This window comes from Sunxiuqinia indica (assembly GCF_009847015.1).
In the GTDB taxonomy this organism is placed as follows: domain Bacteria; phylum Bacteroidota; class Bacteroidia; order Bacteroidales; family Prolixibacteraceae; genus Sunxiuqinia; species Sunxiuqinia indica.
In genome coordinates this window covers 1-20,704 of the sequence record NZ_WVEM01000006.1, presented here as the reverse complement: position 1 = coordinate 20,704, position 20,704 = coordinate 1, and the positions used below count along the sequence as shown (strand labels likewise).

General features: G+C 43.3%; 20 protein-coding genes. 6 read left to right on the top strand and 14 right to left on the bottom strand.

Annotated elements, in window-relative coordinates:
• Nucleotides 1–169: 169 nt before the first annotated feature.
• On the bottom strand, nucleotides 170–2,059 hold the full coding sequence (gene pepF / locus GR929_RS10285) for an oligoendopeptidase F (protein ID WP_159519442.1): 1,890 nt from the start codon (nucleotides 2,057–2,059) through the stop codon (nucleotides 170–172).
• A gap of 205 nt (nucleotides 2,060–2,264) precedes the next feature.
• Nucleotides 2,265–3,044: a radical SAM protein gene (locus GR929_RS10280; RefSeq protein ID WP_159519440.1), complete on the bottom strand. Its 780-nt coding sequence runs from the start codon at nucleotides 3,042–3,044 to the stop codon at nucleotides 2,265–2,267.
• 544 nt (nucleotides 3,045–3,588) lie between these two features.
• Between GR929_RS10280 and GR929_RS10275 the strand changes: the two genes are divergently transcribed.
• Both GR929_RS10275 and GR929_RS10270 read left to right on the top strand, forming a co-directional pair.
• Nucleotides 3,589–4,695, top strand: coding sequence for a dolichyl-phosphate-mannose--protein mannosyltransferase (locus GR929_RS10275; RefSeq protein ID WP_159519438.1), 1,107 nt, complete (start codon nucleotides 3,589–3,591; stop codon nucleotides 4,693–4,695).
• Nucleotides 4,696–5,019: 324 nt separating this feature from the next.
• Nucleotides 5,020–5,448, top strand: coding sequence for an MORN repeat-containing protein (locus GR929_RS10270; RefSeq protein WP_159519436.1), 429 nt, complete (start codon nucleotides 5,020–5,022; stop codon nucleotides 5,446–5,448).
• Between the two features lie 102 nt (nucleotides 5,449–5,550).
• Here the strand turns inward: GR929_RS10270 and metK are convergent, their stop codons facing one another.
• A complete protein-coding gene (gene metK / locus GR929_RS10265) occupies nucleotides 5,551–6,804 on the bottom strand; it encodes a methionine adenosyltransferase (RefSeq protein WP_159519434.1) in 1,254 nt (417 codons plus the stop codon).
• 478 nt (nucleotides 6,805–7,282) lie between these two features.
• On the opposite strand from metK, the gene GR929_RS10260 reads away from it, so the two are divergent.
• Together GR929_RS10260 and GR929_RS10255 are read left to right on the top strand one after the other, a co-directional pair.
• The gene (locus tag GR929_RS10260) at nucleotides 7,283–7,960 is read left to right on the top strand and encodes a hypothetical protein (RefSeq protein WP_159519433.1); all 678 of its coding nucleotides are present in this window, start codon (nucleotides 7,283–7,285) and stop codon (nucleotides 7,958–7,960) included.
• A gap of 386 nt (nucleotides 7,961–8,346) precedes the next feature.
• On the top strand, nucleotides 8,347–8,877 hold the full coding sequence (locus GR929_RS10255) for a CIA30 family protein (protein ID WP_201300964.1): 531 nt from the start codon (nucleotides 8,347–8,349) through the stop codon (nucleotides 8,875–8,877).
• A gap of 63 nt (nucleotides 8,878–8,940) precedes the next feature.
• Here the strand turns inward: GR929_RS10255 and GR929_RS10250 are convergent, their stop codons facing one another.
• Both GR929_RS10250 and GR929_RS10245 read right to left on the bottom strand, forming a co-directional pair.
• Nucleotides 8,941–10,392, bottom strand: a complete 1,452-nt coding sequence (locus tag GR929_RS10250; RefSeq protein WP_159519431.1) for a YncE family protein — start codon at nucleotides 10,390–10,392, stop codon at nucleotides 8,941–8,943.
• 11 nt (nucleotides 10,393–10,403) lie between these two features.
• Complete coding sequence (locus GR929_RS10245; protein ID WP_159519429.1) at nucleotides 10,404–11,300, bottom strand: hypothetical protein; 897 nt, start codon at nucleotides 11,298–11,300, stop codon at nucleotides 10,404–10,406.
• 423 nt (nucleotides 11,301–11,723) lie between these two features.
• On the opposite strand from GR929_RS10245, the gene GR929_RS10240 reads away from it, so the two are divergent.
• Entirely contained in the window at nucleotides 11,724–13,910 is a 2,187-nt protein-coding gene (locus GR929_RS10240; RefSeq protein WP_159519427.1) for a DNA cytosine methyltransferase, read from the top strand.
• Here GR929_RS10240 and GR929_RS10235 read toward each other — a convergent pair.
• On the bottom strand, nucleotides 13,903–14,844 hold the full coding sequence (locus tag GR929_RS10235; RefSeq protein ID WP_159519425.1) for a hypothetical protein: 942 nt from the start codon (nucleotides 14,842–14,844) through the stop codon (nucleotides 13,903–13,905). The two genes, GR929_RS10240 and GR929_RS10235, sit on opposite strands and share 8 nt — an antisense overlap.
• Nucleotides 14,837–15,499: an HhH-GPD family protein gene (locus GR929_RS10230; RefSeq protein ID WP_159519423.1), complete on the bottom strand. Its 663-nt coding sequence runs from the start codon at nucleotides 15,497–15,499 to the stop codon at nucleotides 14,837–14,839. The genes GR929_RS10235 and GR929_RS10230 overlap by 8 nt, the downstream gene beginning before the upstream one ends.
• 425 nt (nucleotides 15,500–15,924) lie before the next feature.
• Here GR929_RS10230 and GR929_RS10225 point away from each other — a divergent pair, with 425 nt between their 5' ends.
• Nucleotides 15,925–16,626 (top strand): hypothetical protein, encoded by a 702-nt coding sequence (locus GR929_RS10225; RefSeq protein WP_159519421.1) that lies wholly within the window; start codon nucleotides 15,925–15,927, stop codon nucleotides 16,624–16,626.
• Between the two features lie 30 nt (nucleotides 16,627–16,656).
• On the opposite strand, the gene GR929_RS10220 is transcribed toward GR929_RS10225, so the two are convergent.
• From GR929_RS10220 to GR929_RS21895, 7 genes are all read right to left on the bottom strand, one after another.
• Nucleotides 16,657–16,794 carry a hypothetical protein gene (locus GR929_RS10220; protein WP_159519419.1) on the bottom strand — a complete coding sequence of 46 codons (138 nt, stop codon included), beginning with the start codon at nucleotides 16,792–16,794 and terminating at the stop codon, nucleotides 16,657–16,659.
• Nucleotides 16,795–16,800: 6 nt separating this feature from the next.
• The gene (locus GR929_RS10215) at nucleotides 16,801–17,031 is read right to left on the bottom strand and encodes a hypothetical protein (RefSeq protein ID WP_159519417.1); all 231 of its coding nucleotides are present in this window, start codon (nucleotides 17,029–17,031) and stop codon (nucleotides 16,801–16,803) included.
• Between the two features lie 347 nt (nucleotides 17,032–17,378).
• A complete protein-coding gene (locus GR929_RS10210) occupies nucleotides 17,379–17,588 on the bottom strand; it encodes a hypothetical protein (protein ID WP_159519415.1) in 210 nt (69 codons plus the stop codon).
• Between the two features lie 531 nt (nucleotides 17,589–18,119).
• The gene (locus tag GR929_RS10205) at nucleotides 18,120–18,497 is read right to left on the bottom strand and encodes an endonuclease domain-containing protein (RefSeq protein WP_159519413.1); all 378 of its coding nucleotides are present in this window, start codon (nucleotides 18,495–18,497) and stop codon (nucleotides 18,120–18,122) included.
• Nucleotides 18,498–18,831: 334 nt separating this feature from the next.
• Nucleotides 18,832–19,575: a hypothetical protein gene (locus GR929_RS10200; protein WP_159519411.1), complete on the bottom strand. Its 744-nt coding sequence runs from the start codon at nucleotides 19,573–19,575 to the stop codon at nucleotides 18,832–18,834.
• A gap of 81 nt (nucleotides 19,576–19,656) precedes the next feature.
• Nucleotides 19,657–19,797: a hypothetical protein gene (locus GR929_RS10195; protein WP_159519409.1), complete on the bottom strand. Its 141-nt coding sequence runs from the start codon at nucleotides 19,795–19,797 to the stop codon at nucleotides 19,657–19,659.
• Nucleotides 19,798–20,460: 663 nt separating this feature from the next.
• On the bottom strand, nucleotides 20,461–20,704 hold a 244-nt coding region (locus GR929_RS21895; protein WP_235934264.1), incomplete at its 5' end, for a hypothetical protein.

Sequence of the window (20,704 nt, the reverse complement as noted above, 5' to 3'; positions counted from 1 at the left end):
TTTAGTTTCGGGTTCCGAGTTTGTGCGAATGGCAAAGGTAAGAAAGTAGGGGGGATCGCGAAAGTGAAAAGTTGATCGATAAACCCCATTTGCTTTCTCTGATGGGGAGAAAATTAAAAAGCCGGCTTTCCATTGGAAAGCCGGCTTAAGTGGACAGTCAGTAACTAGGTTACTCTTTCTCCTTCTTGTCCAGTATTTTTTCAATCTCATCCATCGCTTTGTTCATGGCAGCAATGGCTTTATCGAATGGTTCGTTGCTGGTCATGTCAACTCCGGCATTTTTTAACAATTGGATTGGATAGTCCGATCCTCCGGCTGACAAGAAATCCATGTAATTTTTCAGGGCTTGCTTGTCGCCACTCATTACTTTTTCAGCCAACGAAATTGAAGCCGTAAATGAGGTGCTATATTGGTAAACGTAAAAGTTATAGTAGAAATGAGGGATAAATGCCCATTCCATATTGATATAGTCGTTTACATAGCAAACTTCATCTTCGTGCCCATAATATCGATTCACAATATCGGTATAAATTTCCGAAAACGTTTCTCCGGTTAGTGGTTTCCCTTTTTCACCTTCTTCGTGTATCTTCAATTCAAATTCAGCAAATTGAGTTTGACGGAATAAGGTCCCTTTAAAACGGTCGAGCCAATTCATCAATAAAGACAGTTTAACATCATCATCATCAACTTTGTTCATCATGTAGTTGAACAGCAGAACTTCGTTGAAGGTAGAAGCTACTTCGGCAACAAAAGTGGTGTAGCCGGCCGTAGGATATGGCTGTGTTTTATTCGAAAAGTAGCTTTGCATGGTGTGTCCCAGCTCATGCGCCAGGGTACTCACATCTTCATAAAGATCGTTGTAGTTTAGTAATATAAAAGGATGCCCTTCGTAAAAAGCCCCATTTGAATAAGCTCCTGATCGCTTTCCGGGAGTCGGATAAACATCAATCCAGCGCTCGTCGATCGCCTTTTTGACGGTATTGGTGTATTCGTCACCCATTGGTTTTAAGGCATCCAAAATAATAGCAGTTCCTTCGTCGTAGCTGTAGTTTAAATCGACGTCCTTGACAACCGGCGCATATAAGTCCAGGTACTTCAGCGTATCCACATCCATCATGCGTTTTTTGATTTTCAGGTAACGGTGAAAAGCCGGCAGGTTTTTATTCACATTGTCAACCAGCGAATGATAAACATCGACCGAAATGTTGTTGGGATAAAGCGACGCTTCAAGCGACGAATCGTAATGGCGTGCACGGGCATTGAAAATGTGAGCTTTGACATTACCGTTGAGAATCTCGCCGTAGGTACCTTGAAATCGGGCAAAGTTGTTCCAGTAGGCATCAAATACGATTTCGCGGTCAGCTCGGTTGTCCGAAGCCCGGTAACGACTGTATTCTGCACTTCCAATTTCCAACTGTGTACCGTCCGAAAGTGTTACTTCAGGCTTTGGCATTTCGGCATTCGAAAAGGTTCCGAAAACAGCTTGTGGCACCGAGGTCACTGTTCCTGAAAGTGCCATGATGCGCTCTTCCTTTTCACTCAGCGAGTGTGCTTTGGTGCGAAACATATTTTCTAAGGGCATGCGATATATTTCCAGCTTGGGCTCCGATTTAATATAAGCATCAATGGTTTCCCAATCGGTTTCTAAAATCTCCGGTTCGATAAAGGCCGCTTTTGCACCAAAGGAGGAAAATAACGACTGCAATTCCTGTTTCATGCCGTTGTACTTCATGTCGCGCATATCCAGGTCTGAGTTCATCCCGGCATAGAGGTAAATTTTTGAAGCCTCTTTTGACAGCTCGCTGTTAAAAGTCAGAACGTTTAACAGGTTTTCGGGCGACTGCGTAATTGTTCCTTTAAATTTCTCGACCTCATCCAGTTTTTTGGTCAAATCTGCAACGGCAGAGCGCCATGCATCATCTGAACGAAACAGGTCGGTTAAGTCCCATTTATACTGGTCGGCAATTTCATCGCGGGTTTTCTGTGCGTAGCTGGCGGTATTTATTACAAACACCAATAAGGCTGCAAGAAACAGTGTTTCCAAGTTAATTCTCTTCATATGGCTAAAAGTTGTAAAGTCTCTAACACAATAAGTATTTATCTGACGAAATTATTACAAATAGAAAGCTTAAACAAAGACGAAATTCATGTTTTGACGTTGCATCAAATCGTTCCAAAATAATCTTTCCCTATTCTGAATTAGACGAATGTGGTTGGTATCGAGCTATTCGAGGTGAAGTAGCGGAACGATATCATCTTACATCTTAACCCGAAACTTGCACATCCAGTCCGGCTGCTTTCACACGGCTGGCAATTTGATTCAGTTGTTCCAACGATACTTTTTCCAATCCTTCAGCGGGCGTATCGCGGGCAACGGTATAAATCATAACCTGTTTGGGTTGAATGTCTTTCAGAGCTTTTAGCCAGGCTGACAATTCTTCCTCGGTGGTGTTGTCTACGGTTTGCCCTTTGAATGTTCCTCGCAAGAACATGGTTTGAATGATGGCATGCTGCCCAAATCGCTTCAGCTGTTCGATGGTTCGCCCAAGATCAAAGGAGCCAACCGGGCAGTCGAGTAATTCAACGGTTTCCGGAATCGCCGAATCCAGTTTCAGGATGTTGTCTTTTATTTTCAGGAGCGCTTGAAACACGGGCTCCCGATGAATCATGGTGGAGTTGGAAAGCACGGCAATACGACAGTTGGGAGCAAACCGGTCGCGCAGTGTAATGGTGTCGTCAATAATCTCCGGGAACCTGGGGTGAAGTGTGGGCTCGCCATTTCCGGCAAAAGTAATTACATCGGGCAGTTGGCCTTCCTCGAGCATGCTTTTCAGCTTTTGTTCCAAACGGTCGGCCACTAACCCGCGACTTGGCAAATCGGCTTTCTTTCCACGCTTTTCGGGGTTCCAGCCACATTCGCAGTAAATACAATCGAACGAGCACACTTTGCTGTCGGTAGGTAGCAGGTTTATGCCAAGCGAAACGCCCAACCGACGACTTTTTACCGGACCAAAGATAACTTCATCAAACAGAAAGGTTGCCATGCTGTAATTTTTCAGCGAAAATACGGATTTAAAGTTTGGGTTTGAAATCCTGCCTAAAGAATTGAACTCAAACAATGGTCATGTTGGATCAGCTAATTAAAATAATTTTGGCATTCTTGTTTCTTGCATAATAATCGTCCTTTGTAACCCGTCAGTTTTGCTTTACAATGCTCGTTTTTTGCTAAACTCGAATATGAAAAAGCTACTGTTATATTAGAATAAACTAAGTGCTTGTAGTTATAAATTTTCACTGTTGTCTGGGAAAAATAAAAACTTGGGTGATGCGAGAAACGAATGAAAATAGAACATTTGATATTCAACAAGATGGAGTTATGGGCTAAAGCCCGTACGCTCTAGTGCGATGACTAACCCCGGGATTAATCCCGGGGTTAGTGAATGCCAGATATGACGCGGGCTTTAGCCCATCATTTGAAATTTTAACCGGACACTAATGATAAATTTTATATTCACCATGAAATGTTTTTTTATAACTTGCAGCAAGTTTAGCATAAGACGCTCGAATCAACAACATTTAACCCGAATCATGTCAAAGTCAGTTAAAACCAAAAAGAACGATAAGATTGATAAAAAAGGATGGAACAAAATCTTCGTAATTGTCTACATTTTGATACTCGTAGTATCTTTTTTCAAAACCTACGATCGTGTTTTTGATGAAAAAATTAATCTTGGGGGAGATAATGCTGCCTATTATATTTTAGGAAATGCAATCGAAAGCGGACAAGGTTTTACCAACATTCATACAAAAGAAAAAGTAGCACACAACCATTTTCCTCCGGGTTATCCAGCAGTTATTGCAGCGGTATCAACCATTTTCACCAACGATATTCTATTTATTAAAAAAGTAAACGGTTTCTTTCTCCTTGCATCAATCGGACTGCTGTTTTTAATACTGTATCAGCTTTCAGGCAGCATTCATGTTGCTTTTATCACCAGTTTGATTTCCTTATTGAATTATCACCTGTTGAGCTATTCGGTTATCATGATGAGTGAGATTCCCTTTCTATTCTTTTCACTACTTTCAATTTGGCTGGTTACAAAACTCAATCTGGATAAAGTATTTTATAAGAATCCGCTATTTCTGCTGCTTCTGGTCACTATTCCTATCACGTATTATATTCGGTCAACTGGTTTAGCTTTAGTAATTGGTACTGTTGCATATATGGCTTTCAAAAAGAAATGGGCCTATATTGCCACGCTGGTTCTTGGTTTTTTACTGTCTATTCTACCCTGGTATCTGAGGAGCATGCAGCTAGGCGGCAATGCTTATGCGAAACAATTAATTCGGAAAAATCCTTATCGCCCGGAGCTAGGACAGATGGAATTTGGAGATTGGTTTACAAGATTCTGGCACAATCTGGAGCGCTATATCACACGTGAAATTCCATCAGGGGTGTTCAATTTTATACCAAATGCAAACTACAAAGAGGCCATTTCAAGTACCGAATGGATAATCGGGCTTGTTCTGGTCGCCTTCATGTTATTTGGACTTTTTCGAACGAAGAAGTACTTCAACCTCATTTTCTTCTATCTTGCTTCCTATTTCGGGATTTTACTTTTGTGGCCGGAAGTCTGGTACGGGGTTCGATTTTATGCTTCCACTAATTCCTCTGTTTACCTTTTTATTTGTTAATGGCATCATTGAACTGCTGATGCTAACCACTCAAAAATTCTTAAAACTGAAAAAGCCTGCCGTAGTTCAAATAGCGGTTGTTGTTCTTGTTCTGATCAGTAGTAGTTCATATGCTTCAAAAGCTGTTGATTTATTGAAAAGAAAGCCAAAAGCAAATATCCGGACAAGTATAGAAACTATTTCGAACTTGCCGAATGGGTTAAAGCAAATGCACCCGATAGTTCAGTAACCTGCTGCCGCAAAGGACAGTTGTTTTTTCTTTTTTCGAACAAATATGTTACCGGCTACAAAAACACGCTGAACACCGAGGAACAAATTGAGTTTTTGAAAAGTAAAGGCACCGACTATGTCGTTTTAGACCAACTTGGCTATTCTTCAACAGGACGCTACCTGCTTCCGGCGATAAAAAAATACCCGTTGAAATTCAAAGTGATAAAGCAAGTCAAAAACCCGGATACCTACTTAATGAAATTTCAACCGGAACTGGGTTATTGGGGCGAATGGAAAGATGACAAACGAGAGGGAAAAGGAACTTTCGTTTGGGAAAACGAACAACGATTTGTTGGAGAATTTAAAAACAATTTGAGAAATGGCAAGGGCATACTTTTCTACCCAAATGGCAATCAACTTGAAGGAACGTGGGTGAATGACACACTTCAAGGGGCAGTTACTTTAAAGTCGCAAGATGGTAAAATAATCGAAGAGAGTATCTTTGAGGACAATCAGAAAATACGGGATCTCAACCAGAAATAAGACAAATTCGTTTTTCTTCGTCTAAAATGACATGGGGTCCATTAAATAACTAAAAAAATCCGGGCTGATATCAGCCCGGATTTTATTTTATCCTTCGATTTGCTAGATACCAAAACTAGCTTTTATCTGATCAATATAGTCGAGTTTCTCCCAGGTAAATAGTTCCACTTCCTTCTCGATTTTTCCTAAATACGGAGACTCAAATGTTTTTACTTTAACCTCAGGAGTACGTCCCATATGTCCATACGCTGCTGTTTCCTGGTAAATCGGGTTACGCAATTTCAAACGTTCCTCGATGGCGGCCGGCCGCAGGTCAAAGATTTCCTTTACCTTTTGGGCAATGGTACCATCATCTAATTTCACATTGGCTGTTCCGTAGGTATTCACAAAAATCCCTACCGGATGAGCCACTCCAATCGCATAGGCCAGCTGAACCAAAATCTCATCGGCAACCCCGGCTGCCACCAAGTTTTTAGCTATATGGCGCGAAGCATAAGCTGCCGAACGGTCAACTTTTGAGGGATCTTTACCAGAGAAAGCACCACCACCGTGTGCTCCTTTACCTCCATAAGTATCCACTATGATTTTGCGTCCGGTTAGTCCGGTATCACCATGAGGACCTCCAATTACAAACTTACCGGTTGGGTTGACATGGTATATAATGTCGTCGCCAAACAGCGCTTTCACCCGCTCGGGTAATTGAGCAATTACACGTGGCATCAGGATATTGATCACATCTTCCTTGATTTTTGCCAACATCGGTTCGTCATCGTCAAACTCATCGTGCTGGGTTGAAACGACGATGGTATCCACTCGTTTTGGTGAGTTGTCATCGTTGTATTCGATGGTGACCTGCGATTTTGAATCGGGACGCAAATAGGTCATGTCCTTTCCATTGCGACGGACAGCAGCCAATTCCTTCAAAATGCGGTGTGATAGCTCCAATGCGAGCGGCATGTAATCGTCTGTTTCTTTGCTGGCGTAACCAAACATCATGCCCTGGTCGCCAGCTCCCTGATCCATCTTGTCTGTTTTGTCAACTCCCCGGTTAATATCCGGGCTTTGCTCATGTATTGCAGTTAACACCCCACATGAATCCCCGTCGAAGCGATAGGCTGCCTTGGTGTAACCAATCTGGTTGATTACTTTTCGGGCAGTTTCCTGTACGTCAACATAGGTTTTCGATTTTACCTCGCCGGCCAATACAACCTGTCCGGTAGTTACCAGGGTTTCGATGGCCACTTTCGAATCCGGATCAAAAGCCAGGAATTCATCCAGCAAGGCATCTGAAATCTGGTCAGAAACTTTATCCGGGTGTCCCTCGGATACCGATTCACTCGTAAATAAATAACTCATATCTTTAAGTCTATTAAATAAACAATTGTAAGCTCAGACAAAAACTGCCGGGCTAATAGTTACCTGTGAAATAAGATGGAGATTGAATGAATGCGGTCGTGTTAAAGCGATTGCTTTAGCATTTTTTTAACGTGGTTGCAATCAATCTCAAATCTTTCCACTAGGCTGGCTACAAATGTACAATCTTTTTTTCGGATACAAAACAAGCCGGACTCAACAGGTTGCGCTCAGGGGAGAGTCCGACATGCAGCATCGGCCCGGCTTTTCGCCTGTTAAAATCCCGCAACCCATGGATCGAAGATTAAGACCTCATGCAGATAGGTTGCCGTTAAAATGGGATGATGAATCCATGCTAATTAAGTCAGGATTGTAAGTACGAATCAGCGACTTGATCTGTTCAGGAGTTCTCGGAGTCAATAAAAATGAACTAATCATCCATGCCGGGAGTTAGTAGTATTGAAACCAACATGCAAGTTGAATGAAGTATTTAGTAAAAATAAACGATGTAAAATCGACCGGGGAGCTGGAAGGGGTCTGGAATAATGACGACTATAAGGAATTGCTGACACGGTTTGAGTATCCTGATTCGGATCAATTAAAACCAGCAGAATTGGAGGAATTCCTTTTTATGGCCATTTCCGACTTTGAACCAAACGAAGCAGCTGCCATTCTGCTTGACTACAAGCTTTCGGATGTCCTCGCCGAAGGACAGATTGATAATCTTTCGCACGAAATGTTACGGGTAAAAGTCTTTGAGAATTATTCGGAGATCGACCTTCACCACGATTTATTCAACATTAATCAGTTGCTTTACAAGGCCTACAACGGAAAATTTCCACAGGGCAAGGTAAATATCATCCAGTTCGAAATTACGGGACAAAACAATGATCCGGAGGAGATCACAAAAGAAAACGCATTGAAAGCACTAAGTTATGGTCTTTCAGAAAGCAATTTACTTAACCGCTTACTAAGCGATCAACTGGAGGGGCGGACATCCTTTCCGGAGGCTGACGGAATTGTGTGGGACTTGCAAAATAAGGGAGACCATATTTATTCGATGACGATTTCAGAGAAATGGCTGACCAAAAATGATGTCACAAAAACAGAATATGAATGCACTGTGCGGCCGTTTGTAGACCCCGACGAAGAAGAATAAACTGCAATAAGAACAAGACGATAGATATTAGAATAAAGAATAAAGAACCAAGACGGTGAGATAGCAGTAATCAGCTGAAAAGCGCGAAGGCCTGTCAAAGTAGCCCGGGCCGGTGGTGGAGGGAAGGATTTTTGGCGGGTATCCCGGGTAGTGCGCCGGAAAGAAAAAATCCTGACGCGCGTGGAAGGATAACGTTGACTTGATCTTTTTTGAATACTTTTTGGTATCAAGACAAAAAAGTAATTGGGGCTTGGGGCAACGCCCCAACACCCCAACACCTGCCAAAAGAAATGGTGCCAGCCTCCTTTTGAACTTTAGCTTTCTGGAATGGTTTAAACGACTATCGGGTTGAAATTCAAGTTCGAATGATTTAAACGATTGGCTGTATGCTACAAATTGCAACGTTTGTTTTGCTCACTTTAACAATGAATCCTATGATACTAGTCGACTTTTCGGAAAACAGTGATTTACAAGCGTGGTTTGTGGTAAACGATGGCGTCATGGGTGGGCGGTCAACATCAACCTTCGACTTAAACGCCGATGGAAACGGACTGTTTAAAGGAAAGGTTTCGCTGGAGAACAACGGTGGGTTTGCATCGGTGCATTACCGTTTCGACCCACTGGAAATAGCGAATGCAAAAACGCTGACCTTGTATTTAAAAGGCGATGGCAAAAGATACCAGGCACGAATTTATGCCAATACCAGCGATCGATATTCTTACATCGCCTATTTCGAAACATCGGGAGAATGGCAAACCATCGAAATTCCGTTGGCAAGTATGTATCCTTCGTTTAGAGGGCGCAAGTTGGATCAGCCCAATTTTTCGGCTACACATATCGAAGAAATTGCCTTGTTAATCGGCAACAAAAAAGCCGAAGACTTCCAATTGGAAATTCATAAGATCCTTCTGAAGTAAGCGACATCGAATTGCAAGCAAAAAAGAAAACGGATTGGCACTCCACCTCATCCGGAATATCGGTTATTCTACCTCAAACACTTCGAGCGACCAACGATCCCGATACGCCTCATTGGCATTGCGCCTGAGTGCATACAATTCTTTTCCCTGGCTGTTGACAAACACATACCATACTTCGAGCTTTGCTTCGCTGAGGTTGCCGAACTCATCCACTTCATAGGGCGAGAGAGGATAGGTGTTTAACCGGTTCAGGTTGGTCGCATCAAATTGCTCAATAAGCCCCGTTTCCTGCTGACTGTAGTTTTTATAGACTGTCGTTCCTTCTGCGACAAACAAACTGTTGGTTGGTTCCGATTCGTCGAACGAACTGATGAAATTCATTCGCGTGTTCAGCTCGCCGTAAAGGTCGAACGTTGCAATCGGCTCCCATTTTGTAGTATAGGCCGGTATAAAATAAACTTTCCCCCGGGTGGTCAGCATATGTTGGCCGTTTTGCATGGGCCAGAAACGTTGCAGGTCTTCATGCCAATACGCGATGGTGTCCTTCGGCAAGCCCTGGCTGATATCAAAGAGCAAGACACCGCTGGGCGACACCGATGTGCGGCTCGCTAACAGATAGGGCTGATCCTTAACCTTCATGAGCCACGTTCCGCCGTGAAAATGGTGCGACGGATGACTACTTGACTGCGTTATTTCACCCGTTTCCAGGTTTAGGTTGCGAAGGTTATCGAAGTCGCTGCCCGATGGCGAAATGTAACACCAGCCATTGTCACCTGCTGCCAGGTCGAAGGGAACACAGTTTAGCGTGTAGGTTTTTTCAATGGACAACGCCTGTATGTTAACCACTGAAAGATAGGCGACCGTGTAGCCTACCAATAGTTTTCCATCCGGTGTCAGCTCCAGGCATTGGGGGCTTTTATCCAGTTCGATGGTTGAAGGAAGGTCGAGTTGGGTATTGCGTATGAGCAACTGGTTCGGGTTTTTCGTTGCAATCACCAGTAGATCGCCGCTTTTATCATACAAGGCATCTGTAACGATTCCCTTTATTGGCGAAACCCGCCCATTATTGGTAATGGGAGGTTCCTGTCCGCCATGACCATTTCCCCCGTTACCGATGGTATCGGTAGATTGATCAAAATGGCCATACCACACCTGAACCTGGTAGTAGCCAATATCCTCCACCATGATCTCCAGCCACCCGGAATAGTAGTCGTCGCCGGTTTGGTAATCCGGCTGGCTCATCGTGTAGAGGAAGGGAATGGCTCCACCCGAAAAGCGACCCTGCGTGGGCTCAATATTCATCCACTTAGGGTGAGTCCGAATGTAATAGTGACGATCGCCTGCTTCGGGAAGGTGGAACGAGATCGATCCTTGTGGCTGTTGCGAGGAAATAACCAGTGGTTCCTCAATCGTATAGAAGGTTGTCGGTTCGGTGTTATTCAGAAAATCGTTGTTGCAACTTCCGGCCAACAAAGCCAGGATAACAATTAAAAAGAAATGGATCAATGATTTCATGCCCGGGTAGTTTAAAAGTAATAACGAAGGCCGGCCGACAGATCGAACGACGCGATGCTTTGAATTTCTTCATCTTCCAGCTTGTAAGTGCCGGAACTGGTGCCGTTGTCGTATTTGAGCTTGCCAAGACTTGACAAAAAGGTACTCAGGCTGATACCCACCGACAGGCGGGGAGCCATAAAGTATTCCAGCCCCAGTTCCGAAAAGCCGCCAAAAGCCTTACCGGTCATCAGCACATTGGTCTCCAGCAGGGTGGCTTCATCGCGGTAAAAGGCTATTCCCATAGCGATGGATCCTGAGAAACGCAGCTGGTGATTGCGCGACAACGAATACTCGGTGTATAGCGAAGGCCCCACAAAATTGACGTACATGGTTTCCTTCAGCGGACCATGATACAGGTTCACGCCATCCTGCGGATCAAAGGTAGCCCAAACATCCGCTGTCGATTTGAAGAAGCGATACTGCAAGCCCACTGCCAGGTCCTGCTGCAGGAAGTAGTGAACCGAGGCCGACGACTGCCATCCCCACAGGATCTGGTCGAAATAATCGTCAATCTCCGCCTGCCGGAGTCCCTGCATCCTGAAGCTTTCCCGCCCGGGATCGGTGTCGCCCAGCAAATAGCCTAAGCCACCCGATGCAGCTACCCGCCAGTGGTAGGGCTCCCCATTTACGAGTTCAGCGAGCTTGCTCCCTTCGTCATAAATAACCTCTCTGGTTTCCGAACGGTTAATTTTCCCTTTTGTTTTTACCCCGTTTTGTTCAACGGTGAAACGGATATAATGTGCCCCCTGGTTGGTAATGGTACAGGAAATGGTGTCCTTTTTCCAGGTAATAATGCGATCCTGGGCTTGCCCCGGAAGCGCAAGCAGTAGCAATAAAACCGGGAAGAGCAGGTAGATGTATTTCATCTCATCAGTTGTTGTTGGTTAAACATTTGTGCGTTCAAATATAGGAAAAGCCAGATCGTTTGATGCGGCCTCTTGTATTTTTTTATGTTATTCGGAATTAGTCTGAATTAACTGAGAGCAAGAGCACTAGCATCAGACGCAAGCCGGTGCGGAAAGGCAGGCCAAGCCAACGAATAACAGCATCCTGCAACCCGCCCGTAAAAAACTTCGCTATCTTTATAAGCATGGATGTGCACGATGCCAAAACGAGAAGCATTGTTGCAGATTAGATATTTCTTGGGATAAATCATTTGATACTATGGGAACTAATTGAGTTTAATGTTTGATTGTTGAAAACTTCCTTTGAAAAAATAGATATGATTAGCAATGTTCTCATTTCTTGTCCGTAAATTTGTCCGTATTCGTAATTTTATCCGTAATAAAATGGCAACAGTTAATTACTATCTCGATGACAAAGCCGATAAGAGTGGGGCTTGTAACATTCACTTAAAAATATATTGCAAGAAAAATACCATTAAAGTTGGTACAGGTTACAAAGTTGATCCAAAACACTGGAATAAGCAAAAACAAGCTGTGGTTTACGACAAAGACTCTGTGCGAAAAAATGCTTTTCTTTCGTCGCTTCGATATCGGGCAGAGGAATTGATTGAGCAGCATGAGTTTTCATCGGTAACGAAAGAGCATATCCAGCAAGATTTAAAGAGCTTTGTTAATAAGCACAAGGATGATAAAGAACTGGACATTGTTGAATCAGATCCAAAGCTATATAAAACCTTTTTTACCTTTATTGATCTTTTTGCAGGTGCTGGAGGATTTAGTGAGGGTTTTTTACAGGCAGATTATCACAATAATGTGTTTGATTTTTTGTTGGCTAGTGATATTAATGAGAACTGTGATTTAACACATCGTGTTCGCTATAATTATCAATTAGGGTTAGGTACTGAGTTTATAAGGCAAGATATTACAGAGCCTGATTTTATTGAAAACCTGTTGGCCAAGTTAAAAGATAAAAGAGTTGATGTCGTTTGTGGGGGGCCACCATGCCAAAGTTTTAGCCTTGCGGGGAAGCGTAAGAAGTTCGATAAAAAGGATGATTTATTCTCTCATTACTTGAAAGTTATTACACAATTGAAGCCCAAGTATTTTGTAATGGAAAATGTTAAAGGGATTCTCACGAAAGAAGGAGGTAAAGTCAAGGACATGATTTTGAAAGAAATTAGATCGATAATTGATCATAGAGAGTATCCCAAGTTGGTTAGTTTCGTGAATAAACTGAAGAATAAATTACCCAATAACATTTTTGAACTTGAATGTTTGTTGTGGATAACGAAAATAGAGAGTAAAAGCCTTGATGACCAAGCAATAGAACTTTCTAATTATTTAAATTTTCTAGAGCAATTATTTGTTAAGTCAACTAGCACTTATTTTGACTATCAGAAGAACAAGACAGATAAAAGGATTCTGACTGTGAAGCATGGAATATATTTGCTTCAGAAGCGGAATGAACTAGAAAAGGCCAAGCGAGATATTGTTAAGATCAAAGATGCTTGTTATGTCGATAATGATAGGTTTGCTGAGAAATTTAATTCCTTTTTGGATTTTATTAGTGTTGATTCAATAATTGCTGAAATTAAAGACGCAATACGTGAATTGGCTGAAAATCACAAGTTTGAAGAGATCGACAAATTGACTTTTGGTTTTGATGTTCTTTCGTATTCACTAGATGATTGTTTTGAAAAAATTAGAGATGAAGCAAAATTGATTGGATTGGGCGATGAGTTCGATTCACTGCTGAATAAGCTTAGATTGTATCAGATTGATGAACCTTATGTTGCAAACTCTTCCAATTATGGGGTGCCACAGAATAGGGAGCGTGTCTTGTTTATTGGATGTCGAAACGATCAAAAGCTAATTCGTGAAATTCCGTATTCAGTTGGCAAAGATGTGAAAGTTGGTGTAGGCGAAGCCTTATATGATTTGGATTTTCTTAATGCAGGAGATAAGGCAATAAAGTATAACTCAAAATCAAAGAGACTGAATGGTTTTCCCATTTTCAAAAGAGAGATTGGAGGAAGAAAAAGTGAGGAAGAAGGTAAAACATTTTATGAATGGAGTAAAGAAGGTCGAATAAGACCAGATATTAAAGTAAAACAACCTGTGTATGTTGGTAATTTCAATGAATTCAAAAATGGGAATTTTCAGTTCGCAGAACTCCATAATCACCAGGCAAGTAAACAGTCGGATTTAGTAGTGACTCGATTGGATGTGATTAGAAAAGCTGGAGATTACGATTTAGCAAAAATGGAGCTAAACGAAAAAAAGTTAACATCAAAGAAGAGAAATTATAATGTACTTGATCCAACGAAACAAAGTCCTACAATCATGACTATGCCAGACGATTACATTCATTATTCAAATCCCAGAGCACTTACTGTTCGGGAAATGGCAAGACTTCAATCTTTTGATGATAGTTTTGTTTTCCAAGGAAAGCGCTCAACAGGAGGAAATAAAAGAAAAGACGAAGTACCACAATATACTCTCGTAGGAAATGCCGTACCTCCATTGATGGCAAGAGCCATCGCAATGGAAATTCTAAAGAAAATTAACTAATGTCGAAATAACTTAGTTCGCTTGCTATTTCAGACAACGAGTTTCTCAGTGTAGTTCGTTGATTAGGAGAAAACGCACTTTTGAAATTATTATTGAATATTTCTTTAACGGAGGAGGCTATTCCATTACTGGATATGTTCCCCCAGTAATTTCCTCCAGTCAAATTTCTTACTCTATTTACTGAGGTTGAGTTCTGCGTGTAGTTATCTAGACTGTTTGTTGGAACTGTACAAAAAGAGTATGTGAAGTGTCTTAAATCACTTATGCTATATCCATTTCTTCCAACCGAAATTGCACGGTTACTAAATGAGTTCGCTTCATATATCATGCTCCATAGCATTGGTATCTGCGCGTTGTCGTTCCAGTTAGTTTTGCATTGTATTATCCCCAGCTCAAAACGATCAAAATGAATTTCTGCGAGTCTTTCCAAGATGGGTTTTATGTTGTACTTATTACGAACTGTTAAGGGGATTGATCTCCCTCCTCTATTGGTTATGGTTAGATTGTTTTTATCCGAGGTGAATTCGTTCACAGCTGGGAAAATTACAACAGTAATATCAGACTCTGTGTTGCTTCGGAAGTTTCCATAATTTACAGAAATAGAATCTCTCAGAGAGCTAGGTAACGCTGATATTTTTCGTACTGCAACTGCTCGACTTCCGATCATATTGAGATTTAAGTACCAGCATATCAACCCTTCCCATCCGTATCCGCCACCCGATACCTCGCTTTGACTTCTTCCTGCCTTTCCAGTCGTTCCAAAAATTGAGGACAGATGATCCCCGAGATTAATAATGTCAGACTCGTCGAAGGAAGGCCCAAGAATATTTTGGATTTCTATCTTCCATGTGCTCCACCCATTTCTAAACGCCGAAAGTTCAAAACAGCTCTCAACAGAGAGCTTTCTGAGATGTTCACAGATGTTGTCAACCATTTTGGTTATAGTATTTACATTTTTTTGATAATGAGCAAATATAGCACTTCGGCGCGATTTTCCTACAGACTAGTGCACCAAAGTCTAAAATTGCCCAGTTTATTTCTCTAGATTTCTCAGTATCCACAACCCGGTAAGCAAGTGTTTGAAGATATGGGTCATGCCGGATATCAGCCATTTTTCGCTCACCAAAGAAGCGCTCAAGTAACCGGGCCATGTTTACATCAAGCAGTGGAGCTTTCTTTTTCAATACATACAGTTCAAAGGCATTCGTAATATACTGCCCCATCATCGCTAAATCTTCCACTTGATTACGTTTTTTTGGGAATCGGCCTTTCTTTTTCTTTAACTCTTGGGCCAATTGGTATAGTCGGGTTCCGCGCTGTTTATACAATCCGATAGGTCTTAGCACTTCTTGTAGTTCTTCTTCATTTGCCTCTCCCAACTGCTTCCACGAAGGATATTTTTTTAGAAAGGATGGAAGAAAACGAGCAACGGTTTCTGCTTTTGTGCGTTGCAAAAAAACTTCAGAAATAATAAGGACATAGTTTGACGCCGATTTATTCCTCCAAGGAAAGCTCCGTCCATTTTCAGCATACCAGTGAAGTAGCATCTTCTGGAAAAATTCTATATCAGATTCATAAACGATGTGCATATTTACAGATTGTTTTTCATGTTCTTAAAGTTAGGAAATCACCGCTGGTGCCACAAATTTGCCCTTTCCCCTTTTCCAGACTGTTTGCTGTTTTTGAAAACCCGTAGCCCGGGGGCGTCGATTTCAGTCGAGTAATTGCCAAACGCTGGCAAGCTTGGCGAACCTTCAAGAGTTGGCAAGACAGGCAAAGCAAATTCCACCGTTATAACTTCGTTGGCCTATGAAAGGGTTTCCACGGGTAGGAAAAATTTTCCACAACTGGCCGCCCTGCTGTCGGTTCCTGGATCGTTGCCTGCTGCTGGAATCGCTAGATTTTCTGTTTTTGAGCGCCATAAGCAACTGGGCGATTCATCTTTTGGTGTTTGGCAAGCTTATTTCAGATCATCTTTTAGTGAATATTGAATAACCATTAAAAATTTTGAAAGATGATAAGCAGAATAATTTTAGCAGGGCTTTTATTGATAGCCTTGACATCGTGTAGTGACGATGAAGACGATGGGATTGGCCAAGTTGAGCTTTCGTATAGTTTTAATGCCGGGGCCGAAGGATGGGTTGGCGGCTTCGCCGATTATCCTGTGGGCGAGGAAGAGGCCTACGAGCTGACTTTTGACGAAGCCATGCTGCCGGCACCGCTGGATGAAACCGAAGGAGCCATCAAGCTTTCGGGTACGAACATGAGCGATGACTTGTTTATGTATATGAAAACCGGCGTTTCGGACCTGGAACCCAACACCACCTATTATGTGTCCTTTACGGTCGAATTTGCATCGAATGTGCCTGATGACCAGGTGGGTGTTGGCGGAAGTCCGGGCGAATCGGTCTACATTAAAGCTGGGGCTACCACCACGGAACCCCTTCCGGAAGAGGATAACATGGGCTACTACCGTATGAACATCGACAAGGGCAACCAAAGCCAGGGCGGCATGGACATGCTGGTCTTGGGCGATTTTTCGAACGATACGGATCAGGAAGTATATACCCTGAAAACAGTGAGCAACAGTGAGCCTTTTACGGTGACCTCGGACGCGGACGGCAACGTATGGCTGATCGTTGGAACCGACTCCGGCTTTGAAGCCACCACAACGATCTACTATAACGAACTGCGGGTTGTGTTCGATGCGCTGTGATTTTGTCGGGGGATTTTTTTTAATGCGTGGTTAAAAACCCCACCACCCATTTCTACCCTTGTCCGGGTTTTGGGTTCGATGCATCGCGTCTCTGTCATTTCCGCCATTACCGTGCAGGTTATAATCGTTTGCACCAATAATAACGATCGCATGAAAATGATTGGGCATAACCACCTATTCGCCCGTCGTTAAATTCATATCCCTGCGCATGTCAACTGTTTTCAACCATTCTGAATTGACCAAACGGCCTGTTTCCGACAAAACCATTTCCCTGTCCTGCACATGGCCGAAATAACATTCCCGTCCACCGGTGCAGATGGTTACAAAATAGGTAGCGTTCGAACTGTAATCCCAATTTTGCAGGCGGGCTGACGGTATGCGGTATTGATGCTGGAATTTATCCATTGATCAGATCAGGTGCTATTATTTTAAGAAATAAAAATGAACTGAATGGGCTGGTGTTGTGCGAAACTAAATAGGAACGATGCAACTCTTCGCTATCGCGCGGTTGCATGTATGGTATGTTCGGAGTGTTCGAAAGGATGAAACAGGAAAGTCTGGGAATATGATCCGGTTCAGCAGTAGTTCTGTTAATTTGCTGCAATGCTTATTGGCCTCACCCCTGGTCGGAGCTTAACATCAACGGAATAATACGCTCCCGGGTGGGTGTAAAGGGAAGATGAATCATTTAACAAATACCCCCAGAAGGGCATTTGCTGTTGGTGTACCAACGGGTTCAATCAGGTAGACTGCTAATCTTCTTTGTGGCTATTACTCATTGCCCACACGGTAATTCCTGCAAGAGTAATCAGGCTACCTACAATAACAGCCATATTCACATTGCGTTGTGTTTTTCTTACTTTTTTAAGCTGTTTCGAGCCGATTCCTTTTTTTGCAATAAGGTCTTCCACTTTTTTGATTCTTCCTTCTAATTCGGTTTTAATTTTTTCGTTAAATTCCATATTTTTAATACTTTAAGCTTGTTTTAACTGAAACGCACAGAAAATCAAATTGTTTGTTTTTTCCTTCGGTATCTTAAGCAGACACTCCTCGGACCTCGGATTTGATTGTGGTGTTGAAAAGCTTTCCTGTTTCGGTTTTGTTTTTTCCGGTTTCGACTGGAATAACCTTTAAAACGGTATTCACTCGCTATACTCGGGCACTCCTTCCGTCAAAAGCCGGACAAGCTCTTGAAAAGGAAAACCACCTCCCCCTCGCTGCGCTTGGGTACTCCTCCTATAATAGGAGGAGAAAATGGGCCTGGTGGTTCTTCGTGGGTTTGGAGCTTGAAGCAAACGTGTTGTCACGGTACTAAATTTTTCTCCCGGGAGTTTGGAGCTTGTCACTGCGGTAAATGGGGTTAGGAGATTTTTCGCTTGGGTGAAAGCTAAAGGCAAGCGGAGTGTCACTGCCGTAAATTCTCCTCCTATTCCAAGGAGGAGTACTCCCGGTTTACCGGGAGGGAGGTGGTTCAGCTCTCTTTTCAGGATGGATCAGGACTTTTGCTGTGTTCGTTTGGTCTTTACCTCCAAAATAGCCTCCACAATGTCCTGGGGATATTCAAACACCCATCGGTTTTCGAAGTGGAGAACTTCGATTCCAGGTGAGTTAAAGTAGGAATCACGATTGCGATCATCTTCTTCGGCTGCGGGACCAGCGTGGAATTCCCCATCCAGTTCAATTCCCAGTTGGATTTCCGGGCAATAGAAATCCAGGATATAGTTACCAACAGCATGCTGCCGACGGAATTTCAACCCTGCTACCTGTTTCTTCTTTAATGTCTTCCAGAGTGTTGCTTCGGCTGCTGTGGAATGGTTTCGCAGCCTCTTGCGAATATCCTTGAGGTAAGTCCGGTTGTTTAGCTTGACCATTTTTCATTTCAAGTTCGGGCAATTTTCAAAATAAATCAAATCTGATCTTTCAATCATGACATTTCAATGGGATAACAACCACCTCCCCCTCGCTGCGCTCGGGTACTCCTTGGAGTGGCTTCTTTATCTGTCCTGCACCACTTTTGTGGTTCCCTTCGGCCTCTTTTGTGATCCTGCGCCGTTTTTGGCCATTCCTGCGGCCTTTTTTCCCGCCCTGCGGCACTTTTTTGTAATCCTGCAGCGCAGGGACGCCTAAAATCGGTGCAGGGAGGGGTAAAATTAAGCAGGGCGCCCCACAGGTTCGCAGGACGCCCGGTAATGGTGCAGGACGCTATTATTCAGCAGTTTCAGTACTATTGCTGCTTTGTTTTCGGTGTAGTTTTTTCCAGTATTGGCTGGAGTACCCATTTAGGCGCTTCTGATCATTTCGGAACACATACTTTCCGGCTTCCCGAATTTCATCCACCAACGCTTTTAGGTGAGTATACGCTTTGTCGCGCATCACTTTCGATTCGTTGTTGTCGGCTTTGTCACCATTGGCTTCGGCCAGCAGGTCGGCCAGTTCATCGGCGCGGGTGGCAGCCAGGTCGAGCTGACTAAGGTCGAACCCAATGGCGAGTAGCGGCTCGGTGTTTTCGCGCCCCAAAACGGCGATGTCGTTCAGATCCTGAATCATATCGGCATGTCCGGCTCCATCGGTTATGGCGCTCACGCGGCCTAATAACGCGGGGTCGTTTCGGTAGGCAAAACGCAGCGATTGCAAGAGGTCGTTGCGCAGGTCGTACGCAATGGGCGACTGTTCGCCCCATTGTTGCTGTGCTTCTTGTTGCGAACGAAAGTCTTTGTTCCATATCGACTGAGCTTCGCGGCAGGCCCCTGCCCGAACAGGCAGTTCGTCAATCATCGCCTTGGTAATTCCAACCACTTTTAAGGAGTCGGAATCGTCGAGGCTCCAGTGATGCAGGTTTTCAGCTTCCTGCAAGAAAACGTCAACAGGAATACCGGGTTCTTTTACTTCCTCGTCGGGAATAGCCTGAATTTCGGCTAATTTGGCATTGTAGTCATCAATGTTTGCCATTTTTTTTAAATTTAAAGTGTGTTAATCTAGTTATTGACATCTGGGTCGCCCGAAAGCTTTCCACGGCAGGGCGGCCTTTTTTTAGTACCGGTTTGATTCTCCGGCATAACCACTACCGCAGCAATGGTTGAGTAGATCTGTTTTTATTTTTTGCCCGGCCATGCCGACTTGTTTGTCAATAGCGTTCTCTTTTCCGGTAGCTGTTAACCGATGATTCTGCACAGCCCTGTCCCGGTTCTTCGGTTGTTATCGGTATTCCTCTCCTGTGCTGTTGATTATGGGGTGCTGAACCTGAATCGTGAACCAAGGTAGTGCTATTGAACTAAATAAACAATAGTATTTCGAAAATAAATGAGCAAAAGGTCGATTTTGTTGTTTGTAATGAATAGCTAACGAACTGCTTGACCCGGCTGACCACAGTTATGACCCCTGCTGTTATTCAATCATAAGTATTGTGGATTTTGCTTCTGCTAAGGATAGCAAAGTCCCCCACTTTGCGAACAGGCAAAAAGGCGGTGGCCAGTCAAAGTAGCCCGGGGAGGCGATGGAGGGAAGAATTTTTGGCGGGTATCCCGGGTCGTGCGCCGGAAAGAAAAAATCCAGACGCGCGTGGAAAGACAACTTAGACTTGATTTTTTTTGAATACTTTTTGGTATCAAGACAAAAAAGTATTTGGGGTTTGGGGCAACGCCTCAACATAAGCAAGGAGAACAAGGTATTAGACTTTAGATCCAAGAATAAAGAACCAAGAGGGTGAAGACAGCAGCAATCTGTTTCGGTCAATATTGGAGCAACTCGCCAATAGATCCTGAAACGAGTCAGGATGACGAGTCTTCCATTGGGACATTTAAGTCCCCCGCTTCGCTGGCAGGCGAAAAGCCCGGCCTACGAGGGTTTTGAACTGGAAAACAAGGAAAGGAAACAGCAATGGCACTCGCTAAGAAAACCTTGTTTGACGAGTGAAAGGAGGAGTTCGGTTTTCGGGCAGTGACTGACCCGTAGTTTTTGTTCAAAAGCATCGTCAGCCTTGACTTTTTTTCCTGGTTTTTGTGTCAAGACAAAAATCAGGTCCCGTCTGGAAAGACAACTTTGACTTGATCTTTTTTGAATACTTTTTGGTATCAAGACA